17 protein-coding genes are annotated in these 20,731 nt (G+C 57.1%); 16 read left to right on the top strand and 1 reads right to left on the bottom strand.

Annotated features, from left to right (window positions below):
• The 13 genes from K1Y02_10490 to K1Y02_10430 form a co-directional block, all read left to right on the top strand.
• A partial coding sequence (locus K1Y02_10490) for a GGDEF domain-containing protein (GenBank protein MBX7256780.1) occupies positions 1-336 on the top strand: 336 nt, incomplete at its 5' end.
• 207 nt (positions 337-543) lie between these two features.
• Positions 544-2,841, top strand: a complete 2,298-nt coding sequence (locus tag K1Y02_10485; GenBank protein ID MBX7256779.1) for a hypothetical protein — start codon at positions 544-546, stop codon at positions 2,839-2,841.
• 186 nt (positions 2,842-3,027) lie between these two features.
• Positions 3,028-3,696 (top strand): phosphatase PAP2 family protein, encoded by a 669-nt coding sequence (locus K1Y02_10480; GenBank protein ID MBX7256778.1) that lies wholly within the window; start codon positions 3,028-3,030, stop codon positions 3,694-3,696.
• A 134-nt stretch (positions 3,697-3,830) separates the two neighbouring features.
• Positions 3,831-4,175 carry a metalloregulator ArsR/SmtB family transcription factor gene (locus K1Y02_10475; GenBank protein MBX7256777.1) on the top strand — a complete coding sequence of 115 codons (345 nt, stop codon included), beginning with the start codon at positions 3,831-3,833 and terminating at the stop codon, positions 4,173-4,175.
• Between the two features lie 54 nt (positions 4,176-4,229).
• Positions 4,230-4,910, top strand: coding sequence for a PTS sugar transporter subunit IIA (locus K1Y02_10470; protein MBX7256776.1), 681 nt, complete (start codon positions 4,230-4,232; stop codon positions 4,908-4,910).
• Positions 4,911-4,921: 11 nt separating this feature from the next.
• Entirely contained in the window at positions 4,922-6,892 is a 1,971-nt protein-coding gene (locus tag K1Y02_10465) for a hydrogenase (protein ID MBX7256775.1), read from the top strand.
• Between the two features lie 6 nt (positions 6,893-6,898).
• Positions 6,899-7,816, top strand: coding sequence for an NADH-quinone oxidoreductase subunit H (locus tag K1Y02_10460; GenBank protein MBX7256774.1), 918 nt, complete (start codon positions 6,899-6,901; stop codon positions 7,814-7,816).
• An 8-nt stretch (positions 7,817-7,824) separates the two neighbouring features.
• Positions 7,825-8,466, top strand: a complete 642-nt coding sequence (locus K1Y02_10455) for a hydrogenase (protein MBX7256773.1) — start codon at positions 7,825-7,827, stop codon at positions 8,464-8,466.
• A 47-nt stretch (positions 8,467-8,513) separates the two neighbouring features.
• On the top strand, positions 8,514-9,905 hold the full coding sequence (locus K1Y02_10450; GenBank protein ID MBX7256772.1) for a hydrogenase: 1,392 nt from the start codon (positions 8,514-8,516) through the stop codon (positions 9,903-9,905).
• The gene (locus tag K1Y02_10445) at positions 9,902-11,401 is read left to right on the top strand and encodes an NADH-quinone oxidoreductase subunit C (protein MBX7256771.1); all 1,500 of its coding nucleotides are present in this window, start codon (positions 9,902-9,904) and stop codon (positions 11,399-11,401) included. The genes K1Y02_10450 and K1Y02_10445 overlap by 4 nt, the downstream gene beginning before the upstream one ends.
• An 18-nt stretch (positions 11,402-11,419) precedes the next feature.
• The gene (locus K1Y02_10440; GenBank protein MBX7256770.1) at positions 11,420-12,208 is read left to right on the top strand and encodes a 4Fe-4S binding protein; all 789 of its coding nucleotides are present in this window, start codon (positions 11,420-11,422) and stop codon (positions 12,206-12,208) included.
• 419 nt (positions 12,209-12,627) lie between these two features.
• On the top strand, positions 12,628-15,417 hold the full coding sequence (locus K1Y02_10435; GenBank protein ID MBX7256769.1) for a cytochrome c3 family protein: 2,790 nt from the start codon (positions 12,628-12,630) through the stop codon (positions 15,415-15,417).
• A 33-nt stretch (positions 15,418-15,450) separates the two neighbouring features.
• Positions 15,451-17,565, top strand: coding sequence for a cytochrome b/b6 domain-containing protein (locus K1Y02_10430; protein MBX7256768.1), 2,115 nt, complete (start codon positions 15,451-15,453; stop codon positions 17,563-17,565).
• Between the two features lie 116 nt (positions 17,566-17,681).
• Here the strand turns inward: K1Y02_10430 and K1Y02_10425 are convergent, their stop codons facing one another.
• Complete coding sequence (locus K1Y02_10425; GenBank protein ID MBX7256767.1) at positions 17,682-18,293, bottom strand: superoxide dismutase; 612 nt, start codon at positions 18,291-18,293, stop codon at positions 17,682-17,684.
• Between the two features lie 205 nt (positions 18,294-18,498).
• Here K1Y02_10425 and K1Y02_10420 point away from each other — a divergent pair, with 205 nt between their 5' ends.
• From K1Y02_10420 to amrS, 3 genes are all read left to right on the top strand, one after another.
• Entirely contained in the window at positions 18,499-18,801 is a 303-nt protein-coding gene (locus tag K1Y02_10420) for a Rieske (2Fe-2S) protein (GenBank protein MBX7256766.1), read from the top strand.
• Positions 18,802-18,850: 49 nt separating this feature from the next.
• A complete protein-coding gene (locus K1Y02_10415; GenBank protein ID MBX7256765.1) occupies positions 18,851-19,195 on the top strand; it encodes a ferredoxin family protein in 345 nt (114 codons plus the stop codon).
• 92 nt (positions 19,196-19,287) lie between these two features.
• Positions 19,288-20,358 carry an AmmeMemoRadiSam system radical SAM enzyme gene (amrS, locus tag K1Y02_10410; GenBank protein MBX7256764.1) on the top strand — a complete coding sequence of 357 codons (1,071 nt, stop codon included), beginning with the start codon at positions 19,288-19,290 and terminating at the stop codon, positions 20,356-20,358.
• Positions 20,359-20,731 lie beyond the last annotated feature (373 nt).

The raw sequence follows: 20,731 nt of genomic DNA, 5'->3' as shown, positions 1-20,731 counted from the left end.
GAAGTTCTGAAAGCCCTGGGGCACTTCATCCATACCCATGTGCGTGCCAGCGACATCGCCTGCCGCTTTGGCGGCGAGGAGTTCGCGATCATCATGCCGGACTCCTCAATAGAAGATGCTGGCCGACGCGCCGACAATTTGATTGAAGGCGTGCGCACAATGAGCATTCATCACGGAGGGGTTACTCTTCCGGCCATAACGCTTTCCATTGGGGTTAGCGCCTTTCCCGAACACGGCGGTACGAGCGAGGAACTGCTCAGCGCCGCTGACCATGCTTTGTACCGCGCCAAAGAATCTGGACGGGATCGCGTGTGCTTGGAAGTCACTGCCGTGTAATGCTTTAGGTTAAAGTGGCCGCGTGTCTGTAATTACAATTCGCCGTCACTTTTCAATTGGCCTGCCAATCTGATAGAATCCCCTCATAAGGCTTCGGGGTAGCGCCCAAAGCCTCGATGTTTACCAATTCCAGCAACCAAGATTCAGCGTGTTTCCATCGAACCGGGCGGGTCTCCGGGGATAGGTGGATTCGCGCCGGGGGATACCATGGCCAGCGAGTCGCGCATTGCACCGGTTACACGAATCGACCGTGAACACCCGCTCATCATTTTGCAGACCTCCAACCGCTTTCCCGACTCGGACGAGCAGTTCGGAGAAGGCGGAGACCGTATGGCCGCGGCCACGGAGCACGGGAAGGAGGCCGTGCGTGTCTGGCGCGACGTCCTTCCGGATGAGTTGCGGCCGCTCTGCCAACTGCAGATGGAGGTGCGTACTCACGACCACGTGAATCGCTATGAAGTGTTTCGCCGGATCTTCAGCGAGTTGGAGGAGGCAGGCGCGCCGGCGAATTTGCAGGTGGCCGACCCGCACGATCCGTTCGTGTTCGATCCCGAGTACATTGAGAAGCTCACGCAGGAGTTCTCGTGTATCAAAAGCTACACCATCACGGAGATGCGCTGGGAGCACTACCGAACGTTCAACGTGCCGCGCTATGCGTTGCCGCCGGAGACACGCTACGCCATCGACATGATCGACATGGCGGGACGCTACGGCAAGCACATCAGCATGTCCTTTCAGGATTTGAAGTGGATGCATATCGGCGCCGACGCGCTTCACGAAACGCTCGTCGATGCCATCATGGACCACAGCGACCATGTGCTCGCCGTGAATGAGCACATCGGGCCGCGCCACCTGCAACGCCAGACTTCCGTGTGGGGATTCTGGATCGCGGGCATGGTGAAGCACTGGGGTGTCGAGCCGCAGTCGTGGTGGTTCGAGAACGCGCGCATGCTGGAGCCAGGACTCTTCGGTCAGCGCATGGCCGACGACCCGCGCCAGATGCCGCCGTTGTTGTACCGCGCGATGATTCTTCAAGGCGCGTTGCTCGGGGCGACGGTCTACCAATTCGAACCGTACTGGGACCTGTTCGATTACGACAATGCGCACTGCTGGCGCGACGTGATCTGCCCGACGCTGCTCGAGGTGGTCAACAACAAGCTGATTTCCTCGCGCGAACAAGTCATGGAGAAGACCAAGGTCGCGTTCCAGTACAAGCCTGCGAAAGACATCAACGAATTTCACGAGAGTCTGCGCGATATCGACTGGATTGGCGATGAAGGCTTGTTCTGCCGCGCGGCATACGGCCTCTGGGAGAAGTACCTTCAACACGAGTTGATCCCCAATCGAAGCAAGAACTTCTTTATCCCGTTGTTGCCCCCCAAGACCCCGAAGAAGGCATTGGATCACTTCGCGCGCGTGGTAACGCCCGGCACCTGCAATTCGGTAGAAGGCTATGAGGAATTGCTCGCACAGCACTTCAAGCAGGCGGACGGCGACGGCACCGCCAGCATCATGACCATCAACGGCCACACGTACGTCATGCAGACGCACGAGAACCTTTACGAGCGGCAAACCTACGCGATTGATGTACCGAAAGCGGTGCGAGAGATCAGCGCGAAGACCGGCCCGAAAGGGCTCGATTTGAGTTGGCCTGCCGTGGACGGCGCAACCGAGTACCGCGTGTATCGCGTCGAAGGCGCGGCCCACGGCGCAGTGGGTTTGAGCAAACATCTCATCGGTGTCTCCAAGTCCCCTTCGTTCATGGTGGCAAAAGACGGATTAACAGCGGGTGCATCGTTTACCGTTACCGCGATTACAGACGCCAAAGAACGTCGCGAAGGCACCGTCAACTATCTGGACTACTTCGTCTTTAGCCTTAGCGAGAGCCTGCCCGCCGAAGTCGTATCCATAGCATCGGACGGCGCTGTATTCGTGGCGCCCATTGTCGAGCCGGAAGACACGCGACCGGCGAGTCAGATTGTCTATCCGACTTTCGACGGCGCGGAGGGGCCGAACAAGCTCATTGCGCAGCAAATCGTCACGCGCATCGACGAGTTCAAGAAGGCCTACGACGCGCGCGACTGGCGTCGACTGACCGACCTTTATTCCTGCCGTTACCAAGATCCGAACGGATTCCACCGCGAATACGTGGGCCGCGCATGGAAGTGGTGGTTCTTCCGCAACAACAACACAACCTTCCTCAGGCAGATCCGCACCTGGGACTTTTCCGAGTACAAAGAAACCGGGGCCGTGCGTGTTCGGATGTTCGCGCTCTGCCGCGCATGCCGCTACGACGATGCCCCCTTCGGCTACTGGACCGACGGCACCGTGCGCGTACCTCGCCACGCCGACGAAATCGTCACCTTCACTTGGCTCCAGGAAGAGGACCAGGCCTGGCGGCTCATCCACACCGAACCCGCATTGCCCAACTTCGAAGAGATGCTCTGGAATAGCCGCGGCGGTGACTTGAGAGGCGTCAAATTGCGCCCCGGCGTGGACGATTAGGTTCTGCGAGGAAATAGCCGGTCTACTCCATACGTGCAATAACGGTTGTGCGCGCTTTTGCGTGACTCGCTCGCCGATGGTGCATTTCGAATTGGTCTGACTCGCATTTCTTATGCGCTTTCTTCTCTGCAATAATCGTCTGGGGATTCCGACAAGGCCGAGAACTGGGGAGTAGAAGTGGGGTGCATGCACCAAGCGAAAGAGACTTCAGACTCGCGGCGTAATACTTCGTGGGCAGAGCTGTCGTGGCCTCCTTTGTTAACGTATTGCGCCGGTTGGCTCGGCGTGTGTGGTGTCGTGGCGGTGGTGGCCTATTTCTTTGTTGATGAACGCGCGGCTTATTTCTTCAGGGCGTATCAAGAGACTCCGTTTCGCGGGTTGGTGTCGATGCTGTCGAAGGCGGGCGATTCCGCGTGGTATGTGATTGGCGGGGCGGTGGGGTATGTGTTACTTCGGTGGTGGTACAACGTGTGGGCCGCGCGATCGGCGTATCTGTTTGTTTCCGTGGTCGCGACGGGTCTTGCGGCCAAAGCGGTGAAGTACCTCGTCGGCAGGCCGCGTCCGCGTATCTTCCTTGAAGAGGGCGACGGAAGTTTCCGCTGGTTGGAGACCGATTGGCAGTTGTGGTCCATGCCTTCCGGGCATGCGGCCACTATCGCTTCGGTGGCTATGGTGTTGGCGGTCGTGTACCCGCGGTTCCGAATTCCAATTCTGGCCTGTGGCATTGTGCTGTGCTTTGGACGAGTAGTCACGCTGGACCATTTCGTTAGCGACGTTGTTGCCGGTATTGCGATTGGAGCGGTGGGGGCGTTGTTGCTGTCGAAATGCTTCACGCTTCGCGACAAGAACTCATAAGACCAAGACCGTCAAATTTCTCAATTTCTAATACTTCACACTATTCATTTTGTAATGTAATCAGCAAATAAAATCCAGAACAAATCATCTATTCACTTGAAGGATCATTCATGTATGTATATAATTGAATTATGATGTCGTCAAGTCTACGAGAGTTCAAATCAGGGATCTTTCAAGCATTGGCGCATCCGAGCAGGGTGGCTATTGCGGAAATCCTCCGAGAAGGGGAGTTCTCAACGGGAGAAATCCTTGATCGGACAGGACTTGAGCAATCGAATGCGTCGGTTCACTTGGCGATCATGAAGACGAAGGGCGTCGTCGTCAGCCGGAAAGAGGGCAAGAGGGTCTATTATTCGCTTCGCCATCCGATGTTGGGGGATGTTCTAGACATTATGCGACAGTACTTTATGACGCATTTGTCAGAAGCGAACGAATTGCTGCAAGTCATGGCCAACGAAGACCGGGCACTTGAGATCTAGGCTCGGGCTCAATCACTCTTCGCGGAACGAACACCACACAGGCGCCAACTTATCATGCAGATGTCCGTCAGCGATGCAGCCAGGCTATTCCGCGTAAGTGAAGACACCATCTACCGTTGGGTCCAGGAAGACGAATTGCCTGCGGCGCGCTTCAATGATCGGTATCACTTCAGCCGGGTCCGGCTCGTCGAATGGGCGCACAAGCGCCGTGTGCCGTTCACGCTGGAAGGCGATTCCCGGCAATCTTCGCTTGAAGAATCGGTTCTCCGGGGCGGCGTCCGTCACGGAGTTAGTGGAAACGACAAGCGCAGCGTATTCGAGCAGGTGGTTGCTCTTTTGCCGTTACCCGAAAGCACTGACCGGGGCTACCTGCTGGAGATGCTTCTGGCACGCGAGCGGCAGGGTACGACCGGCTTTGGCAAAGGGATTGCCATACCGCATGCGCGCGATCCCATTCTGCTGCGGGTGACCCAGCCCGTGGTCATGTTGGCCTACCTGAACCATCCCATCGACTTCGAGGCTATCGATCTTCAGCCGGTCTTCGCCTTGTTCACGATGGTCACACCGACGATCTCGGCACATCTGCACCTGCTCTCCAAACTGGGCAGTATCCTGGAAGATCCGGAAATGCTACGGTTGCTGGAGGCGCGAGCAGGCACGGAAGTGGTGGTGACGCGCATACGGCACATTGAACAAGACGCCGTGTCCTCCAGCCGGACCCAAGGGACAGGATAGGGGACGCAACCGTGACCAGTCTCACTCTAGTCCTGGCCGCGATACTGCTGTTGGCATGCAGCGGACTTCCGTCGCTTGTCTTTTCCCGTGTCTCCGACACCGGGCAGCGCTGGTCATTTGGGATCACATTGGCCGCAACCTCCATCGGTGCTGTAGGCGCGGTACTCACCTTCGCAAACGATGCGACGCCTGAATTGAACGTGCCGTGGGCAGTACCCGGCGGCGCATTCCACGTGACGCTCGACGGTCTCAGTGCTGCGTTTCTAGTGTCCGTGTTCCTTTTGTCGGCCTTGGGCGCGCTTTATGGCCTGTCGTACTGGGCGCAAGCGGAGCACCCGGAAAATGGTGTGCGGCTGCGTTTCTTCTACGGACTCATGACTTCGGCGATGGCCCTACTTCTCATCGCGCGCAACGGATTGCTGTTTCTGACCGCGTGGGAAATCATGGCCTTGTCCGGATTCTTCCTGATTGCCACGGAACATGAGAAGAAGGACGTCCAAGAGGCCGGTTGGGTCTATCTCGTCGCGACGCACTTGAGTTCGTTGCTTCTGTTCGGTTTCTTTGCCATCTACTTCGCAATCACCGGCACGCTCGAACTGAAGCCATTCTCAGAGCAGCCCGCATTCGGCGCTTTGCTTTTCCTCATCGCTGTTGCGGGTTTCGGCATTAAGGCAGGGCTATTCCCTTTGCACGTGTGGCTGCCTTCCGCGCACGCCAACGCCCCCAGCCACGTTTCAGCGCTGTTCTCCGGCGTCGTGATCAAGATGGGCGTGTATGGCGTCATGCGCGTGTGTTGGCTGTTTCCCCATCCGCCACTATGGTGGGGGAGTCTGCTCGTGGCGCTGGGCGTGGTATCGGGTGTCTTGGGTGTCGCCTTTGCGTTGGGACAGCACGATATAAAACGCCTGCTTGCGTACCACAGCATTGAAAACATCGGGATCATCTTCATGGGGTTTGGCCTGGCGATGGTTGGGCGTTCGCTGGGGCAGCCTGCGCTTGTCGCGCTGGGTATGGCCGGGGCGGTTCTTCACGTCTGGAATCACGGGCTTTTCAAGGCACTCCTATTCTTGGCCGCCGGGGCAGTCATACACGCGACTCATACGCGCGATATCGAGCGCTTGGGCGGGCTGTCTAAGCGCATGCCACATACGGCGCTCATGTTCTTGATCGGGGCCGTGGCTATTTGCGGCTTGCCCCCACTGAACGGCTTCATCAGCGAGTTGTTCGTTTACATCGGATTGTTTCGGGCTTACGCTCTGGACGCGCGATCCTGGCCATTGGCTCCGTTTACCGCGGCGGCCCTCGCGCTCATCGGCGGATTGGCTGTCGCCTGCTTCGTAAAGGTCTACGGCATTGTCTTCTTGGGTGAGCCGCGTACCGAGATTGCAGAATCAGGGTCCGAATGTTCGCCCAGCATGGCTGTGCCAATGCGTCTTCTCGCGGGTTTGTGTTTTCTGATCGGACTTGCGCCTGTCGTCGTGGTCGCATTTATGGACCGCGCAACAACCGACTGGCAGTTCGCTCATCATGACCTTACGCCGAGTCTGTTTGAGATTGCCCCTATCCTTCCTCTGATGGCGGCTGGCTCTGTTGTCGCGGGGGGGACCGCGGTCGTGTTCTTCATGCTATGGCGTGCCCGAAAGCGAGGCACGACCACGTACACCGGAACGTGGGACTGCGGCTACATCGCGCCCGCGGCGCGCATGCAGTACACGGCATCGTCATTCGCGCAGATGTTGGTCAATCTCTTTGGGTGGGCGCTACGGCCACATACTTCGAAAGTGCATTTCGAAGGCTATTGGCCCAAAACCAACGTATTTCGAAGCCACGTGCCGGAGACTGTCCTTGACCAGTTGGTAGTTCCCCTGTTCAGGCGCACCGCGGACGTGTTCTCGCTTGTGCGCGTCATGCAACAAGGACGCGCACAGTTGTACTTGGTCTACATCGTGGCCGCATTGCTGGTCCTACTGGCGACCGTGTAGGTGAGCATGGCAAGGTTCTTCGACATAGTCATCCATCTTCTGGTGCTGGTACTGCTTCCTCCGCTCGTGCTGGGGATTGTGAACAAGACCAAAGCTTGGTTTGGCGGCCGGGTAGGGCCGCCGCTGACGCAGGTGTACTCCGATGTTTTCAAGTTGATGCGAAAAGACCTGACGCTGAGCAGGACCACCACATGGGTCTTTCTCATGGGGCCTGCCGTGTCGTTAACGACGGTACTTCTCGCGGGTCTTCTCATTCCATTCGGAATGCACGCGGCGCCGGTATCTTTCACGGGAGACGTTATTTTAGCCGCGTATCTTCTTGCCCTTGGCCGCTTCTTCACGGCGAGCGCCGCCTTGGATACGGGTTCATCGTTTGAGGGGATGGGGGCCGCACGAGAAGTCACCTTCTCCAGTTTTGCGGAACCGGCTTTGTTCCTCGGTTTCGCCGTGTTGGCGCGGCTGACCGAAAGCTTGAGCCTATCACACATGCTTGCCGCACCCACGTCTACCGGTTCCGTCGCCTCGATCGGAATTATCGCGTTGCTTGTCGTGGCATGGTTTGCGGTTCTACTCTCCGAGAACTCGCGAATACCCGTGGACGACCCCAACACGCATCTTGAACTCACCATGATTCACGAGGTGATGGTGCTCGATCACAGCGGCCCTGCTTTCGGGATGATTGTCTACTCAGCCGCCGTGAAGCTATTTGTCATGTCTGTTCTTGTTGTCGATCTAATCGTTCCAAAGACCGGCTTGGGCTCCCCGTTTGACTGGCTGGTCTTCCTTGTCGCAATGGCCGCGATTGGGATTGCGATTGGAATCGTCGAGTCGTCGATAGCGCGGCTTCGAATGGTGACGGTCCCAAAACTTCTGGTGTCCGCGTGCCTGTTGGCCGCCTTCGGCGCGTCGTTGTTGTTGCGATGAACGGGACTATGAATGCAATGCTGAGTTTGGCTCTTATACTGACCGTACTGCTCGACTTTGTCGCGCTGGGTTCCAGCCGATTGCGCGTATTGATACGGACGGTTGGCATTCAGGGTGCCTTGTTGGGACTCATGCCGCTGTTGCAGGAGGCAACTCCCGGCTTGCGTGTGCTTGGATTGTGCCTACTGACCGCTACCGTCAAAGGGGTGGTGATACCCAAACTGCTTTTCAAAGCGATACGCGACGCCCACATTCGCCGCGAAGTGGAGCCGCTTCTCGGATTCATTCCGTCACTGATGCTTGGAGCGGCAGGTACCGGACTCGCCATGATATTCGCGGACTCGTTGCCCTTGGTGAATGGACAGCAAGGTACGCTTGTCGTCTCCGTCTCCTTCGCGACCGTACTCAGCGGCTTTATCCTGCTTACTACACGGCACAAGGCGATCACTCAGGTGGTCGGATACCTGGTGCTTGAAAACGGCGTATTCATCTTTGGCTTGCTCCTGATCGACGCAATGCCACTCCTCGTCGAGTTGGCTGTGTTGCTTGACGTCCTTGTGGGCGTATTCGTGATGGGAATCATCATCAACCATATCCGATTGACCTTCTCGTCGTTGGATACGGCCCACCTCACGACGTTGAAGGAATAGCCGTGGCTTTGATTTTACTCATATTAGGACCAGTCCTTGCCGCTTGCATGGCGTATGCGGTGCCATCCAACCGGCTGCGTCCTTACGTGCTACCGTTCGTGGGTGTAGTGCATGCCGGCGCGACGGTGAATGCCGTTGCGCAGGAGTACGCTCCGGTAGGTGATGAATGGATGATGTTGGACCCGCTCGGCAAGATACTCCTACTTTCGGTGAGCGGACTGTTCCTGTGCTGCTCATTCTACGCGCCCGGATACCTCCGGTTTCGCAACGAGCGCTCCAACCGGAACTTTGTCGCCTGTTTGCTCATACTCGTGGCGATGATGTCGCTTGTTGCGTATGCGCAGCATTTGGGGGTGCTGTGGGTCGCCGTGGAAGCAACCACCCTGGCCGCGGCCCCATTGATTCATTTTCGATATACGCCGAAAGCGATCGAAGCAACGTGGAAGTACCTGATCGTCTGTTCGGTGGGAATCGCGTTGGCACTACTTGGACTATATTTCCTTGCGTATTCGACTCTGACCGCGGGAGACGCCCCAAAATTGGTGCTGTCGGATTTGGTGCGCTCGGCTCACAATTTCTCGGCGCCGTGGTTGCGCGCTGCATTTCTCACGCTGCTCGTAGGGTACGGAACAAAAATGGGATTGGCGCCCATGCACACGTGGAAGCCGGATGCCTATGGGGAAGCGCCAGGGCTTGTGGGGGCCATGCTCGCGGGCGGACTGACGAGTTGCGCGTTCGTCGCCATTCTTAGAGTTTCCATGATTCTGGTCGCGGCCGGACAGGCAGCGATGGTCAGTCGCGCGTGGATCATACTGGGCGTGTCTTCGATGGCCCTTGCCGCAGCATTTCTTGCCCGTCAACGAGACTTCAAGCGCATGCTCGCCTATTCGAGTGTTGAGCAGATGGGAATTTTGGCGATTGGAGCCGGGCTGGGTGGCTTGGGACTCTTCGGCGCGTTGCTGCACATGCTGAATAACGCGCTCGCAAAAGGTGTGATGTTCCTGTCTTCCGGAAACATCCACCGCGCCTACGATAGCAAGTCCTCCGCCGATGTCCGGGGCGCCATGTCGCGCGTTCCTTTGTCGGGAGGTTTGTTTCTGGTCGGGTTCTTTGCTGTTGCCGGTTCGCCTCCGTTTGGTCCCTTTGTGAGCGTGATAACCATTTTGCAGGCAGCGATGACACAATACCGATACGGCATCGCCGCCGCGTACCTGCTGCTCCTGTTCCTCGTATTCGCAGGCATGGGGAAGACGGTAGTTGCCGTTGTCATGGGCGGCGCTGACGATTCTCCCTCCAAGCGAGACTACAGAGACAACGCGGGGACAGTTGTACCGATCGTAGTCTTGCTCACGTTTGTCTTGGTGCTTGGAGTTCACCTGCCCGAGACGCTGCGCACGATTCTTTATCAAGCCGTTGACTATGTTCAGGTGATGCCATGACTTCGTCTGCATTTGCGAAGACGTGGAACGGCGAGGCGCTTGCGCTGATAGATGTACCGCGCAGGCCGATTGATCAGTTTCGGGTTGCCTTAATCGATGCCGTGAAAGCTCGTTGCAGGGTTTCGTCATTGTTTGTCCGGCGGCCAACCGAAAGCGGCAAGCCGGAATTGGTAGCCGTGCTCACGGACGATTCGGACGGTAGCGTTTTGATCGGGATTGGCGCACTCGAAGGTGAGCGTTATGCATCGCTGACGCCAAGTTGCCCTCAAGTCCATCTTTTTGAAAGAGAAATCGCGGAACAAACCGGTGTCGCTCCTGAAGGTCATCCGTGGCTGAAACCGGTCCGTTTTCCTGACAAAGCCGACCAACGAAATGCCCGAATTGGCGAGATGGACTTCTTCAAAGTCGATGGCGATGAAGTGCATGAGGTAGCCGTGGGGCCGGTTCACGCCGGTGTCATTGAACCCGGCCACTTCCGTTTCCAGTGCCACGGAGAAGAAGTCTTCCACCTCGAAATTTCGTTGGGATATCAGCACCGAGGTGTGGAAGACGCGTTGGTTGACGGCCCGCACAATCGAACGATTCATGTGATGGAGACACTCGCGGGAGACACGACCGTTGGGCACGCGTGGGCATATAGTCAGAATGTCGAGGCCCTGTCGCGAGTTCATGTGTCTGCGCACGCGCAGGTGGTGCGCGCAATCGCGCTTGAACTGGAGCGTCTGGCAAATCATACGGGAGACTTGGGCGCGTTGGCGGGAGACGTAGGTTTTCTTCCCACACAATCGTTCTGCGGCAGGATTCGAGGCGATCTCCTGAACATGACCGCATTGCTTTGCGGCAACCGATTCGGACGTTCCTTGGTCGTTCCCGGTGGCGTGCGTTTTATGCTGGAGCCCGAGCGTGCAACCGAATTGAAGAAGCGTCTGGAAACTGCCGAGCGCGATTTGCAGATTGCCGTCAACCTCCTTTGGGAGAGCGCCACCGTCCAGGGGCGATTTGAGCAGACGGGCATGGTCAGCCGGACGGCCTGCGTGGATTTGGGCCTTGTCGGTCCTGCGGCGCGGGCGTGTGGTGTGGAGGTGGATATCCGGTCCACGCACCCGACCGGGGTATACCAATTCACAAACATTCCGCTGGCAACGGCCCACCACGGCGACGTGAATTCGCGCGCGTACGTCCGATGGTTGGAGATACAGCGCTCAATTGTGTTCATTCGAGAGCGTCTCAACTCGCTGCCCGCCTCGGATAGTCTGTCGAGCCGACGCGAACTGGCCGCTGACAGCATTGCTGCCTCACTGATAGAAGGTTGGCGAGGCGAGATTTGTCATGTGGCAATAACCGGCAGCAACGGGAAGTTTTCCTCATACAAGGTTACGGACCCATCCTTTCACAATTGGACGGGACTATCGATGGCATTACGCAACCAGCCGATCTCGGATTTTCCGCTCTGCAACAAGAGCTTCAATCTCTCGTACTGCGGGTTCGACCTGTGAGTATGCAAGGATAGACGCATGCTGAAACCGTTACTCGCCAGGCTGAAACAAGGCCATCGCACCATAACGTATCCCGACGGAGAACCGCCTGCGATGCCCGATCGATTCAGGGGCCGTCCCGTGATCGATGCGTCGAAGTGCGTGGAAGGGTGCCGCGCGTGCATTGAAGCTTGCCCAACCGAAGCGCTGACTGCCGAACGTCTTCCCCAGGTTGATTTGGGAAAGTGCCTGTTTTGTGCAGATTGCTCAGAAGCGTGTCCCCAACACGCGATCACGCATCTCCAAGACTATCGCTTGTCCACGCGTACGCGCGAGGACCTCTTCGTTGGAGCGCAGGATGAACTCAGACTCGCCCGAGCGCTTGATGCAAAACTGAAGCGACTGTTTGGACGTTCGTTGCGATTGCGGCAAGTCAGCGCGGGCGGGTGTAACGCGTGCGAAGCGGACGTGAACGTTTTGAGCACAATCGGATGGGATATCGGACGGTTCGGCATTCAGATGGTGGCTTCGCCGCGTCACGCAGACGGTATCTTGGTTACCGGCTGCGTTTCAGAGAACATGCGGTTGGCCCTTGAGAAGACCTACGAGGCAGTCCCCGCGCCCAAGCTGGTCATCGTGGTCGGAGCATGTGCTATTTCGGGTGGGCCTTATGCTGGGCACAGTCAGCAGCACAATGGCGTAGAAGGCTTGCTGCCGATCGATTTGTACATCCCCGGTTGCCCTCCACATCCGCTCACTATTCTGGACGGATTGCTTCGCCTTTTGGGCAGAATTGAAGTCGATTCGGTCAGAATCCAGTCCAAGTGAATTCTCGCCCTTTTCTGTTTCTCGGGTGATTCAATTTTGTTTTTGTTTAATTAAAAAACCAACAAAACGCGAATGACAATAAAAGCATGTAGTCGTATTTTTTGCTCGACAGCGCCTTCCCGGAGATGCCATACTACCGCGTCTGATTCCGCAAGCCGAGCTGTACTGGTCAAGGGGAATCACCGGATGGTGGTTAGTCCGGATTTCTCACGAACACACACGAACAAATCTCGTAAGTAGTACGTGTGTGAGATCTGCTGCTAGAGACGAGGCAGTCCTCCGTAAGCAGCGTGTGTTCGCAAGAAATCCTCATGGCATGACCCCATGGTTTTGCATCTGGGCAATTCTTGCTGGCGGGGAAAGTCGCCGTAAGAACTGCGGGTTACCGTGGCAGAGCTGTATTCAAAAGGGGCGTGAAGATGTTCTTTCGAGTGCGCGACGCTGCAAGGCTAGTTCTGCTTGCTTGCATGGTCTGGTTTGTGGTTCCTTGGGCGGGCGCACAACTGGAAGACGAGCAGTGCTTCATGTGCCACGGCGACAACTCGCTCACCAAGACCACAGATGACGGCAAGACGATCTCTCTGTACATCGATCAAGAGCTCTACACGAACACCATCCACGGTCCCATCGGATGCATTGCGTGCCACACGGACATTGCCGAACTACCGCACGAACCCGGACTCAAACCTGTTGATTGCGGTTCCTGTCATGGCGACGAGGCGGCGCTGTACGCAAAGAGCCTCCACGGGCAGTCCGTCGCGAAAAACGATCCGCTTGCGCCTCAGTGCAGCGATTGCCACGGGACCCACGATATCCGTGCGCTGGACGATCCTAAGTCGCGAACCAATCCCATACACATTCCGGAGATGTGCGGCAACTGTCACGCGGAGAACGCCCCAGTCGCGAAAAGCCGCAACATCTCGCAGCATGACATTCTCACCAACTATGACGAAAGCATGCACGCGCAGGGTCTTTTCGGGCAGGGGCTGAAAGTCACCGCAGTCTGCACGAGTTGTCATACGGCCCACAATGTGCTTCCCCACACAGACCCTGAGTCGAGCATTAACCGCAAGAACGTCTCGGGTGTTTGCACCAAGTGCCACGCGCTGATTGAGCAGGTTCACAGGAAGGTTATCGACGGTAAGCTTTGGGAAGAACAGCCGGATGTGGTTCCGGTCTGTATCGATTGCCATCAGCCGCACAAAGCTCGAAGGGTGTACTACGAAGAAGGCGTGAGCGACCGCGATTGCATGATCTGTCACGAGAAGCCGCTCGAGAAGAAGGCAGGCGGCACATTGGCGGCGGTCAACGTTGACGACCTAACCCACTCCACGCACAAGGACACGCGGTGCGCCCAGTGCCATACGGGAGCGGACCCGCGTCACGCCGAGCGCCCCTGCGCGACGGTGATTGCGAAAGTGGACTGCGCTGTCTGCCATGCGGACCAGGTAAATCAGCACAAAGAGAGTATTCACGGACAACTTCTGGCAAAGGGCGATCCTGAAGCGCCGGATTGCCTGGATTGTCATAGCGGGCACGCAACAAAATCGAAGAAGGATTCCGAATCGCCCACTTTTGCGCGCAACGTACCTACCCTCTGCGGGAAGTGCCATCGCGAGGGCGAGGCTGCAGCGCGCAGGCTCGGGCCGGAATTTGCGGGCATCGTCGCACACTACACGGAAAGCGTGCACGGCGAGGGATTGTCCAAGAGCGGTTTGATCAACACGGCCACGTGTACGAGTTGCCACACGGCTCACAGCCCCCTTCCGCCATCAGATTCCCGTTCCACGGTAAACAAGAACAACATTGCCAATACCTGTGGCCAGTGCCACGACGGAATAGAACAACAGTTCCGAAAGAGTATCCACTCGTCTTTGGTCAGCAACTCCGACAATCTTCCCGTGTGCAGCAGTTGCCATACGGCGCACAGCATTTCCCGTACAAGCGAGGAGAAGTTCAAGTTCGACATTCTAACTACCTGCGGCAAGTGTCATGAAGACGTCAGCAAGACCTATTTCGACACGTACCATGGCAAAGTATCGAAGCTGGGTTCCGCGGTGGCGGCGAAGTGCTACGACTGTCACGGCGCGCACGATACGCTGCCTCCGGAGAATCCGGAGTCCCATCTCAGCCGTGAGAACATCGTGCAGACGTGCGCAAAGTGCCATCCGGGCGCGAACAGACGCTTCGCGGGCTATTTGACCCACGCGACCCATCACGACCCGGAGAAGTATCCGGCGCTCTTCTATGCATTCTGGGGAATGACCGCCTTGCTGGTAGGAACGTTCGGATTCTTTGGCTTGCACACGCTCATGTGGCTGCCGCGTTCCTGGCGTGAGATGCGGCGTGCGCGCGATCATATCGCGGCGGCCGGCGGTGAAGAGGCGAAGATGGTGGTCCGCTTTGTGCCGGTCGTCCGTCAGATGCACTTTGTGCTCATCCTGAGCTTCTTTGGGCTGGCCCTCACGGGGATGGCGCTCAAGTTCTCGTACATGCCGTGGGCGCAATGGTTGTCGTGGGCGCTCGGCGGATTTGCCGCATGCGGGATCATTCATCGTGTGTGCGCTGTGATCATGGTCGTCGTGTTCATTGCCCACCTTGGCTACATTGCGCACCGCAAGAGAGAGACGGGCTCCAGTTGGAAGCAGATTCTACTGGGCACGGGTACGTTGCTCCCGACTCTGCGCGATTTCAGGGAGTTTGTGGCGACGGTCAAATGGTTCCGTGGAAAGGGGCCCCGCCCGCAGTATGGCGAGTGGACCTACTGGGAGAAGTTCGACTACTTCGCTGTTTTCTGGGGCGTAGCGATAATTGGATCGACCGGCTTATTCCTGTGGTTCCCCGAAGCGTTCACGCGCGTATTGCCGGGATGGTTAATCAATGTTGCGACAATTATCCACAGTGACGAGGCGCTTCTAGCTGTTGGATTCATCTTCACCATTCACTTCTTCAACACGCACTTCAGACCGGAGAAGTTCCCGATGGACATGGCGATGTTCACCGGGCTTGTGCCAGAAGAAGAACTGAAAGAAGAGCGTCCGCGCTACTACGAGGAGCTTAGGGAGAGCGGCGAACTGGACAAGCGGCTTCGTCATCAGGCTCCCAAAGAGTTCCGATTCTGGGCGGCCATTTTCGGTACGTTGGCATTGGTTGTTGGCTTCGGCCTGGTGCTGCTGATTATCTGGTCGATGCTGATTGGGTACAAGTGATTGGGTCTCCGTTGATTGAAGGTATGGATAGCCGTGAATCTCAAGAATGGCCGTAAGCGCGTTACACTGATTCGAGTCTCTCTACTGGCGGGCCTGTGTTGTCTGACCCTCGGAGGCGGGCTGTTACTCGGAGAGAAGGGCGAGGGCGGCATCGTGTTTGCGCAGACCACCGCCGAGACTTCGTCTCAGCCTGCCGGCGTCGCGCCTGCCGGAGAAGCAGCTCCGGAAGCGCCCGCGCTTGAAGCGCCCGCGCCCGCGCCGGAAGAGACTCCAGCGTCGGACTCCGAACCTGTTGATTGCTACGTGTGTCACGGCGATCCGAGTTTATCCGCGACGAATCCCGATGGCTCCGCCCGTTCGCTGTACATCGATAAGGAAGCCTTCTCACAGTTGACTCATGGCGGCCTGGACTGTGTCATGTGCCATACCGACGCCACGGAGACGCCGCATAATCCCGAGCTGGCGGATGTGAACTGTGGCGAGTGTCACACCGAAGAGATGGAGCAATACCAGGGTAGCCTTCATGCAGTGGCTTTGCGGAATGGCGACCACGATGCGGCAAGCTGTAAGGACTGTCATGGCGTTCACGATATGCGCCCCTCTACGGACCCGCTGTCTCGGACGCATCCGTCACGGCTGGTCGAGACATGTGGTGTGTGTCATTCCGACCGGGAAAAGATGAAGAAGCACATGGTGTCGGTGATGCAACCTTCCGACTCCTACATGAAGAGCGCGCATGCGCGCGCTTTGGCGAGCGGCAAGCACGCGGCCACCTGCGTGGAATGCCACGGCACGCACGATCTGAAGACCTCTCAAGATTCCACTTCTCCGATTGCGCGCATGAACATTCCGAAGACCTGCGGTAAATGCCACGTCAAAGAGACCGCGGAATTCGATGCGAGCATTCATGGTAAGGCCCTTCAGGCTGGCATCAAGGATGCGCCGACCTGTGTGGATTGTCACGGCGAACATGACAACCAAGGCCCTGAAGCGGAAGGGTCAGCAGTCAGCCAGCAAGAGGTCTCGCGCAGCACTTGCCCGAGTTGCCATGACGACGAAAAGAAGATGGAGCGATACGGCATCACGGTCTGGCGTCAAGCCAGTTACATGGACAGTTACCACGGTATGGCCAGTGCCGCCGGATCGAAGGTGGTGGCAAGCTGCGCCAGTTGCCACGGCGCGCACAACATCCTTCCTGCCAGCGATCCCACGTCGTCGACCAACAAAGCGAACTTGCCGCAAACCTGCGGAAAGTGCCACGAGAATGCCGGACCCAACTTCGCGGAAGGCCCCGTTCATATCATGCCCACGGACCCGGGACAAAAGGCCCTGGGAATCGTCCGGTTGGTATACCTTTGGGCAATTGCACTGCTTCTCGGCGGAATGGTCATACACAATTCCCTGCTGATGCTTCGACATGTCTTCATCAAGTTCCGAAAGGAAATCAGCGGCGTCGGCACCTATCGACGGTTCTCAACGGGACAAACGGTCGGTCACTTCATTCTGACGGTATCGTTTGTGGCGCTGGCTATTTCCGGATTCGCCCTCCGCTATCCCGATGTCTGGTGGTTGAAGATGTGGTTCTTCGGAGACGCGAGTCTCGAGACGCGAGGACTGGTTCACCGCGTCGCCGGCGCCGTCCTGATCGGGCTCATCATCGTCCATGCTCTGCATACGCTGCTGCGTCCGTACGGAAGAAGAGAGCTTTGGGCGATGTTGCCCAAGTTCAAGGACGTCAAGGATGTGATTGCCAATATGAAGTTCACCCTTGGCCTTGCCCCGCACGGTCCCAAGTACGACCGCTACAGTTACAGCGAGAAGATGGAGTACTGGGGAATGATGTGGGGATCGGTGCTCATGGGAGTAACCGGCCTCGCGATGTGGTTTGCCAACGATTTCCTCAAGCATTTCCCGAAGATCGTCCTCGACATCATTGCTTTGATTCACTTCTACGAAGCGTGGCTTGCCGTTGGAACGATCGTCATCTGGCACTTCTATTACATGATTCTCGATCCGGTCACCTATCCAATGAACTGGTCGTGGATTACCGGAAAGATCACGGAAGAAGACTTCAAGGAACACCACGCCCTGGAATACGAGCGAGAGGTGGGTAATAAAGCGTCTGAAGGCACTTCCGAAAACAAGTAGAACATCCACGCGAGCATTCCGCGCCAACGAACAATGCTGACCAAAAAGGGCGCGGCCGGACTATCGAGGGGATAGTCCGGCCAAGGGGAGGAGGAAGAGGGGGATTCCTCGAGAAGCTACTTGGTTGCGGCTACGTAAATCTCATCGACTTTCGACCAATTGATCACCTCGTAGAACGCGGAGATGTAGTCGGCGCGGCGGTTCTGGTACTTCAGGTAATACGCGTGTTCCCACACGTCCATACCGAGAACTGGAGTAAGCCCCTGGAGAAGCGGGCTATCCTGATTCGCGGTGCTCAATACCTGCAGCTTGCCGCCATCACCCACGGCCAACCAGGCCCAACCGCTGCCAAAACGCGTGAGACCCGCCTTCGTGAACGCATCCTTGAACGCATCGAAGCCACCCAAGTCAGACTTGATGGCATCGCCAATCTTTCCCTTAGGCTCGCCACCCGCGTTCGGGCCCATGATCTGCCAGAACAGCGTGTGATTCGCGTGCCCACCACCGTTGTTGATCACCACCTGGCGCTTGGCTTCAGGGACGTTGGCAATACTCTTCAACAAATCCTCAACCGATTTGCTGTCGAGACCGGTGCCTTCAAGCGCCGTGTTGACATTGGTAATGTACGTTTGGTGATGCTTTCCATGGTGAATCTCCATGGTCTTTGCATCGATATGAGGCTCAAGCGCGTCAAACGCGTAGGGAAGCGGTGGCAACGAATACGGCATTTTGGCCCTCCTTCACGGTCCGTTCTTTTCGGGATACTTTTTGTTTGTCCCGGTTGTTGTTCGGAGAGTTAACACAGGGCAAACCAGTTTTGTTTCCGGTGCGCGAAGTCTTGACGCCAGCCCACCCCAAGCGTAGACTTTGCGCCCGACGGACCCCAGTTTTCGTGACATAGAATCAGGCAGAACTAAGAGCGGAGTACGAATCGTGAGTGAACTTATCAAGGTTGCGGAGAAAAAGGACATTCCGGAGGGCGAGGGGATCTGCGTCAAGCACGGCAATGATCGCATTGCGCTATTCAATGCGGGGGGAACGATTTACGCCATCAGCGATATGTGCCCTCACGCGGGCGGGCCGCTGTCTGACGGGTGGATCGAAGGTACCGAGGTGACTTGCCCGTGGCATGGGTGGAGTTTCGATGTAACGTACCAGGATGGCAGCGACCATGACGGCGTGTGCCGATACAAGGTGGTCATTGACGGAGAAGACGTTAAAGTCGAGATTCCGTAGGCCGAGAGTCGGGGGACTTGGAGTGCTACAATAGAGGGGAGAGAAGGCAATGGCGTATATCGTCGCGGAGCCTTGTATTCGGTGTAAGTACGTGGATTGCGTCGCCATTTGTCCGGTCATGTGCTTCCACGAAGGGGCCAATTGTCTAGTTATTGACCCTGACGAATGCATCGATTGCGGAGCGTGCGTGGATCAGTGCCCCGTGAACGCGATTTACCCCGAGGAATCGTTGCCGGAGAAATGGCGCGAATACGTTGACCTCAATGCCCGTTTTTCCAAGGAATGGCCCACCATCACGATGAAGAAGGAGCCGTTGGCCTCGGCGGATGAATACAAGTCTGTGGAGAATAAGCGCTCATTGCTAGACCCCGCGCCAGGCAACGGCGACGCATAGTCACCGGAGCGGGCATCTGTCATGGCATGCCGGGGCTGGAGGTGGTCATGTCGGTTCAAGTCGGACTGAAAGATCTACTAAGCGGCAAGACGATGGGAGCCGCGCCAGAACTGGCCCTCCATGAGGCTGACGGAGCAATCCGGTGCGTCGCGTGCGGACATCGTTGTCTAATCAAAGAAGGGAAAGCGGGTATCTGCCGGGTCCGCTTTAACGAACGCGGCAAGCTGCGGGTGCCGGGCGGCTACGTCGCGGGCTTGCAGATAGACCCCATCGAGAAAAAGCCCTTCTTCCATGCCTACCCAGGACGTGACGCCCTTTCATTTGGGATGCTGGGATGCGATTTCCATTGCGGATACTGCCAGAACTGGGTCACCAGTCAGGCACTCCGCGACGACGCAGCCGTGGCACTGCCAAAAGTGTGTGAAGCCGAGGAATTGGCGACGCTGGGAAAGCGATACTGCACCCCTGTTGTGGTCAGCACGTACAACGAACCGCTCATCACGTCCGAATGGGCGGTAAGCGTGTTCGAGGAAGCCCGGGCAGAAGGCATGGTCTGCGGGTACGTGAGCAATGGGAACGCAACACCCGAGGTCTTGTCGTACCTTCAACCCTTTGTCAGCCTCTACAAGGTCGACTTGAAGGGGTTCAACGACAAGAACTACCGCAAGCTTGGCGGCGTTCTTAAGAATGTCTGCGATACCATCGAAAGGCTGAAGTCCATGGACTTCTGGGTGGAAGTTGTGACGCTCATCGTTCCGGGGTTTAACGACAACGACGAAGAACTGAAAAGCATGGCCAAGTTTCTCGCTGGAGTCTCGCCGGATATCCCGTGGCACGTCACGGCCTTTCATCCCGACTACAAGATGACCGAACCGCCGCGGACCACTGTGCGTGAGCTGGAACGCGCCTATCACGCAGGCAAAGAAGCGGGACTACATTTCGTCTATCCAGGAAACCTCCCCGGAATGGTCGGGGACCGAGAAAACACCTACTGCCCTTCCTGCGATGAGCTGCTCATCCGCCGGCACGGTTTTCTGGTCCTTGAGAACAAGATGCGAGGACGCGAATGCCCCCGCTGTGGAAACGACATCCCCGGCGTGTGGGAATCGAACGCGCCTAAAGCCAGTATCGGCGACGGCTACCCAAGAGCGGTGCGGATTTGATCGGCTGTAGTATTCTTGGCCTATACTCATCTCATGGATAACGCAAGTCAACGCGTCGACGTGGGGGTGCCGCGAATCAAGAGGGACGAAACCGCGCAAAGTACGCTCGTTATCGCCACATTCGGGTGTGTTGGCTTCGTGTTGCTGATTGCGACTATCGTGGGCGGATGCGGGGCATTCTTATACTTGGGCGGTCGGGCGGTCGAGCCTTTGGCAGATGACTTTTTTGACCGCTATAACAAGCAAGAGTACGCTGAGATCTACGAGCAGGCCTCTAGTTTTCTAAAGAAAGAAACTAGGAAGGATCAGATCGTAACACTCTTGAAGAATGCGCACGATGTTCTCGGGAATTGTACGGCTCACACCAGACGGG

Source organism: Candidatus Hydrogenedentota bacterium, assembly GCA_019695095.1.
GTDB lineage: Bacteria > Hydrogenedentota > Hydrogenedentia > Hydrogenedentales > SLHB01 > JAIBAQ01.
The sequence above is the reverse complement of the archived record's forward strand: the minus strand, read 5'-3'. Positions and strand labels throughout refer to the sequence as shown.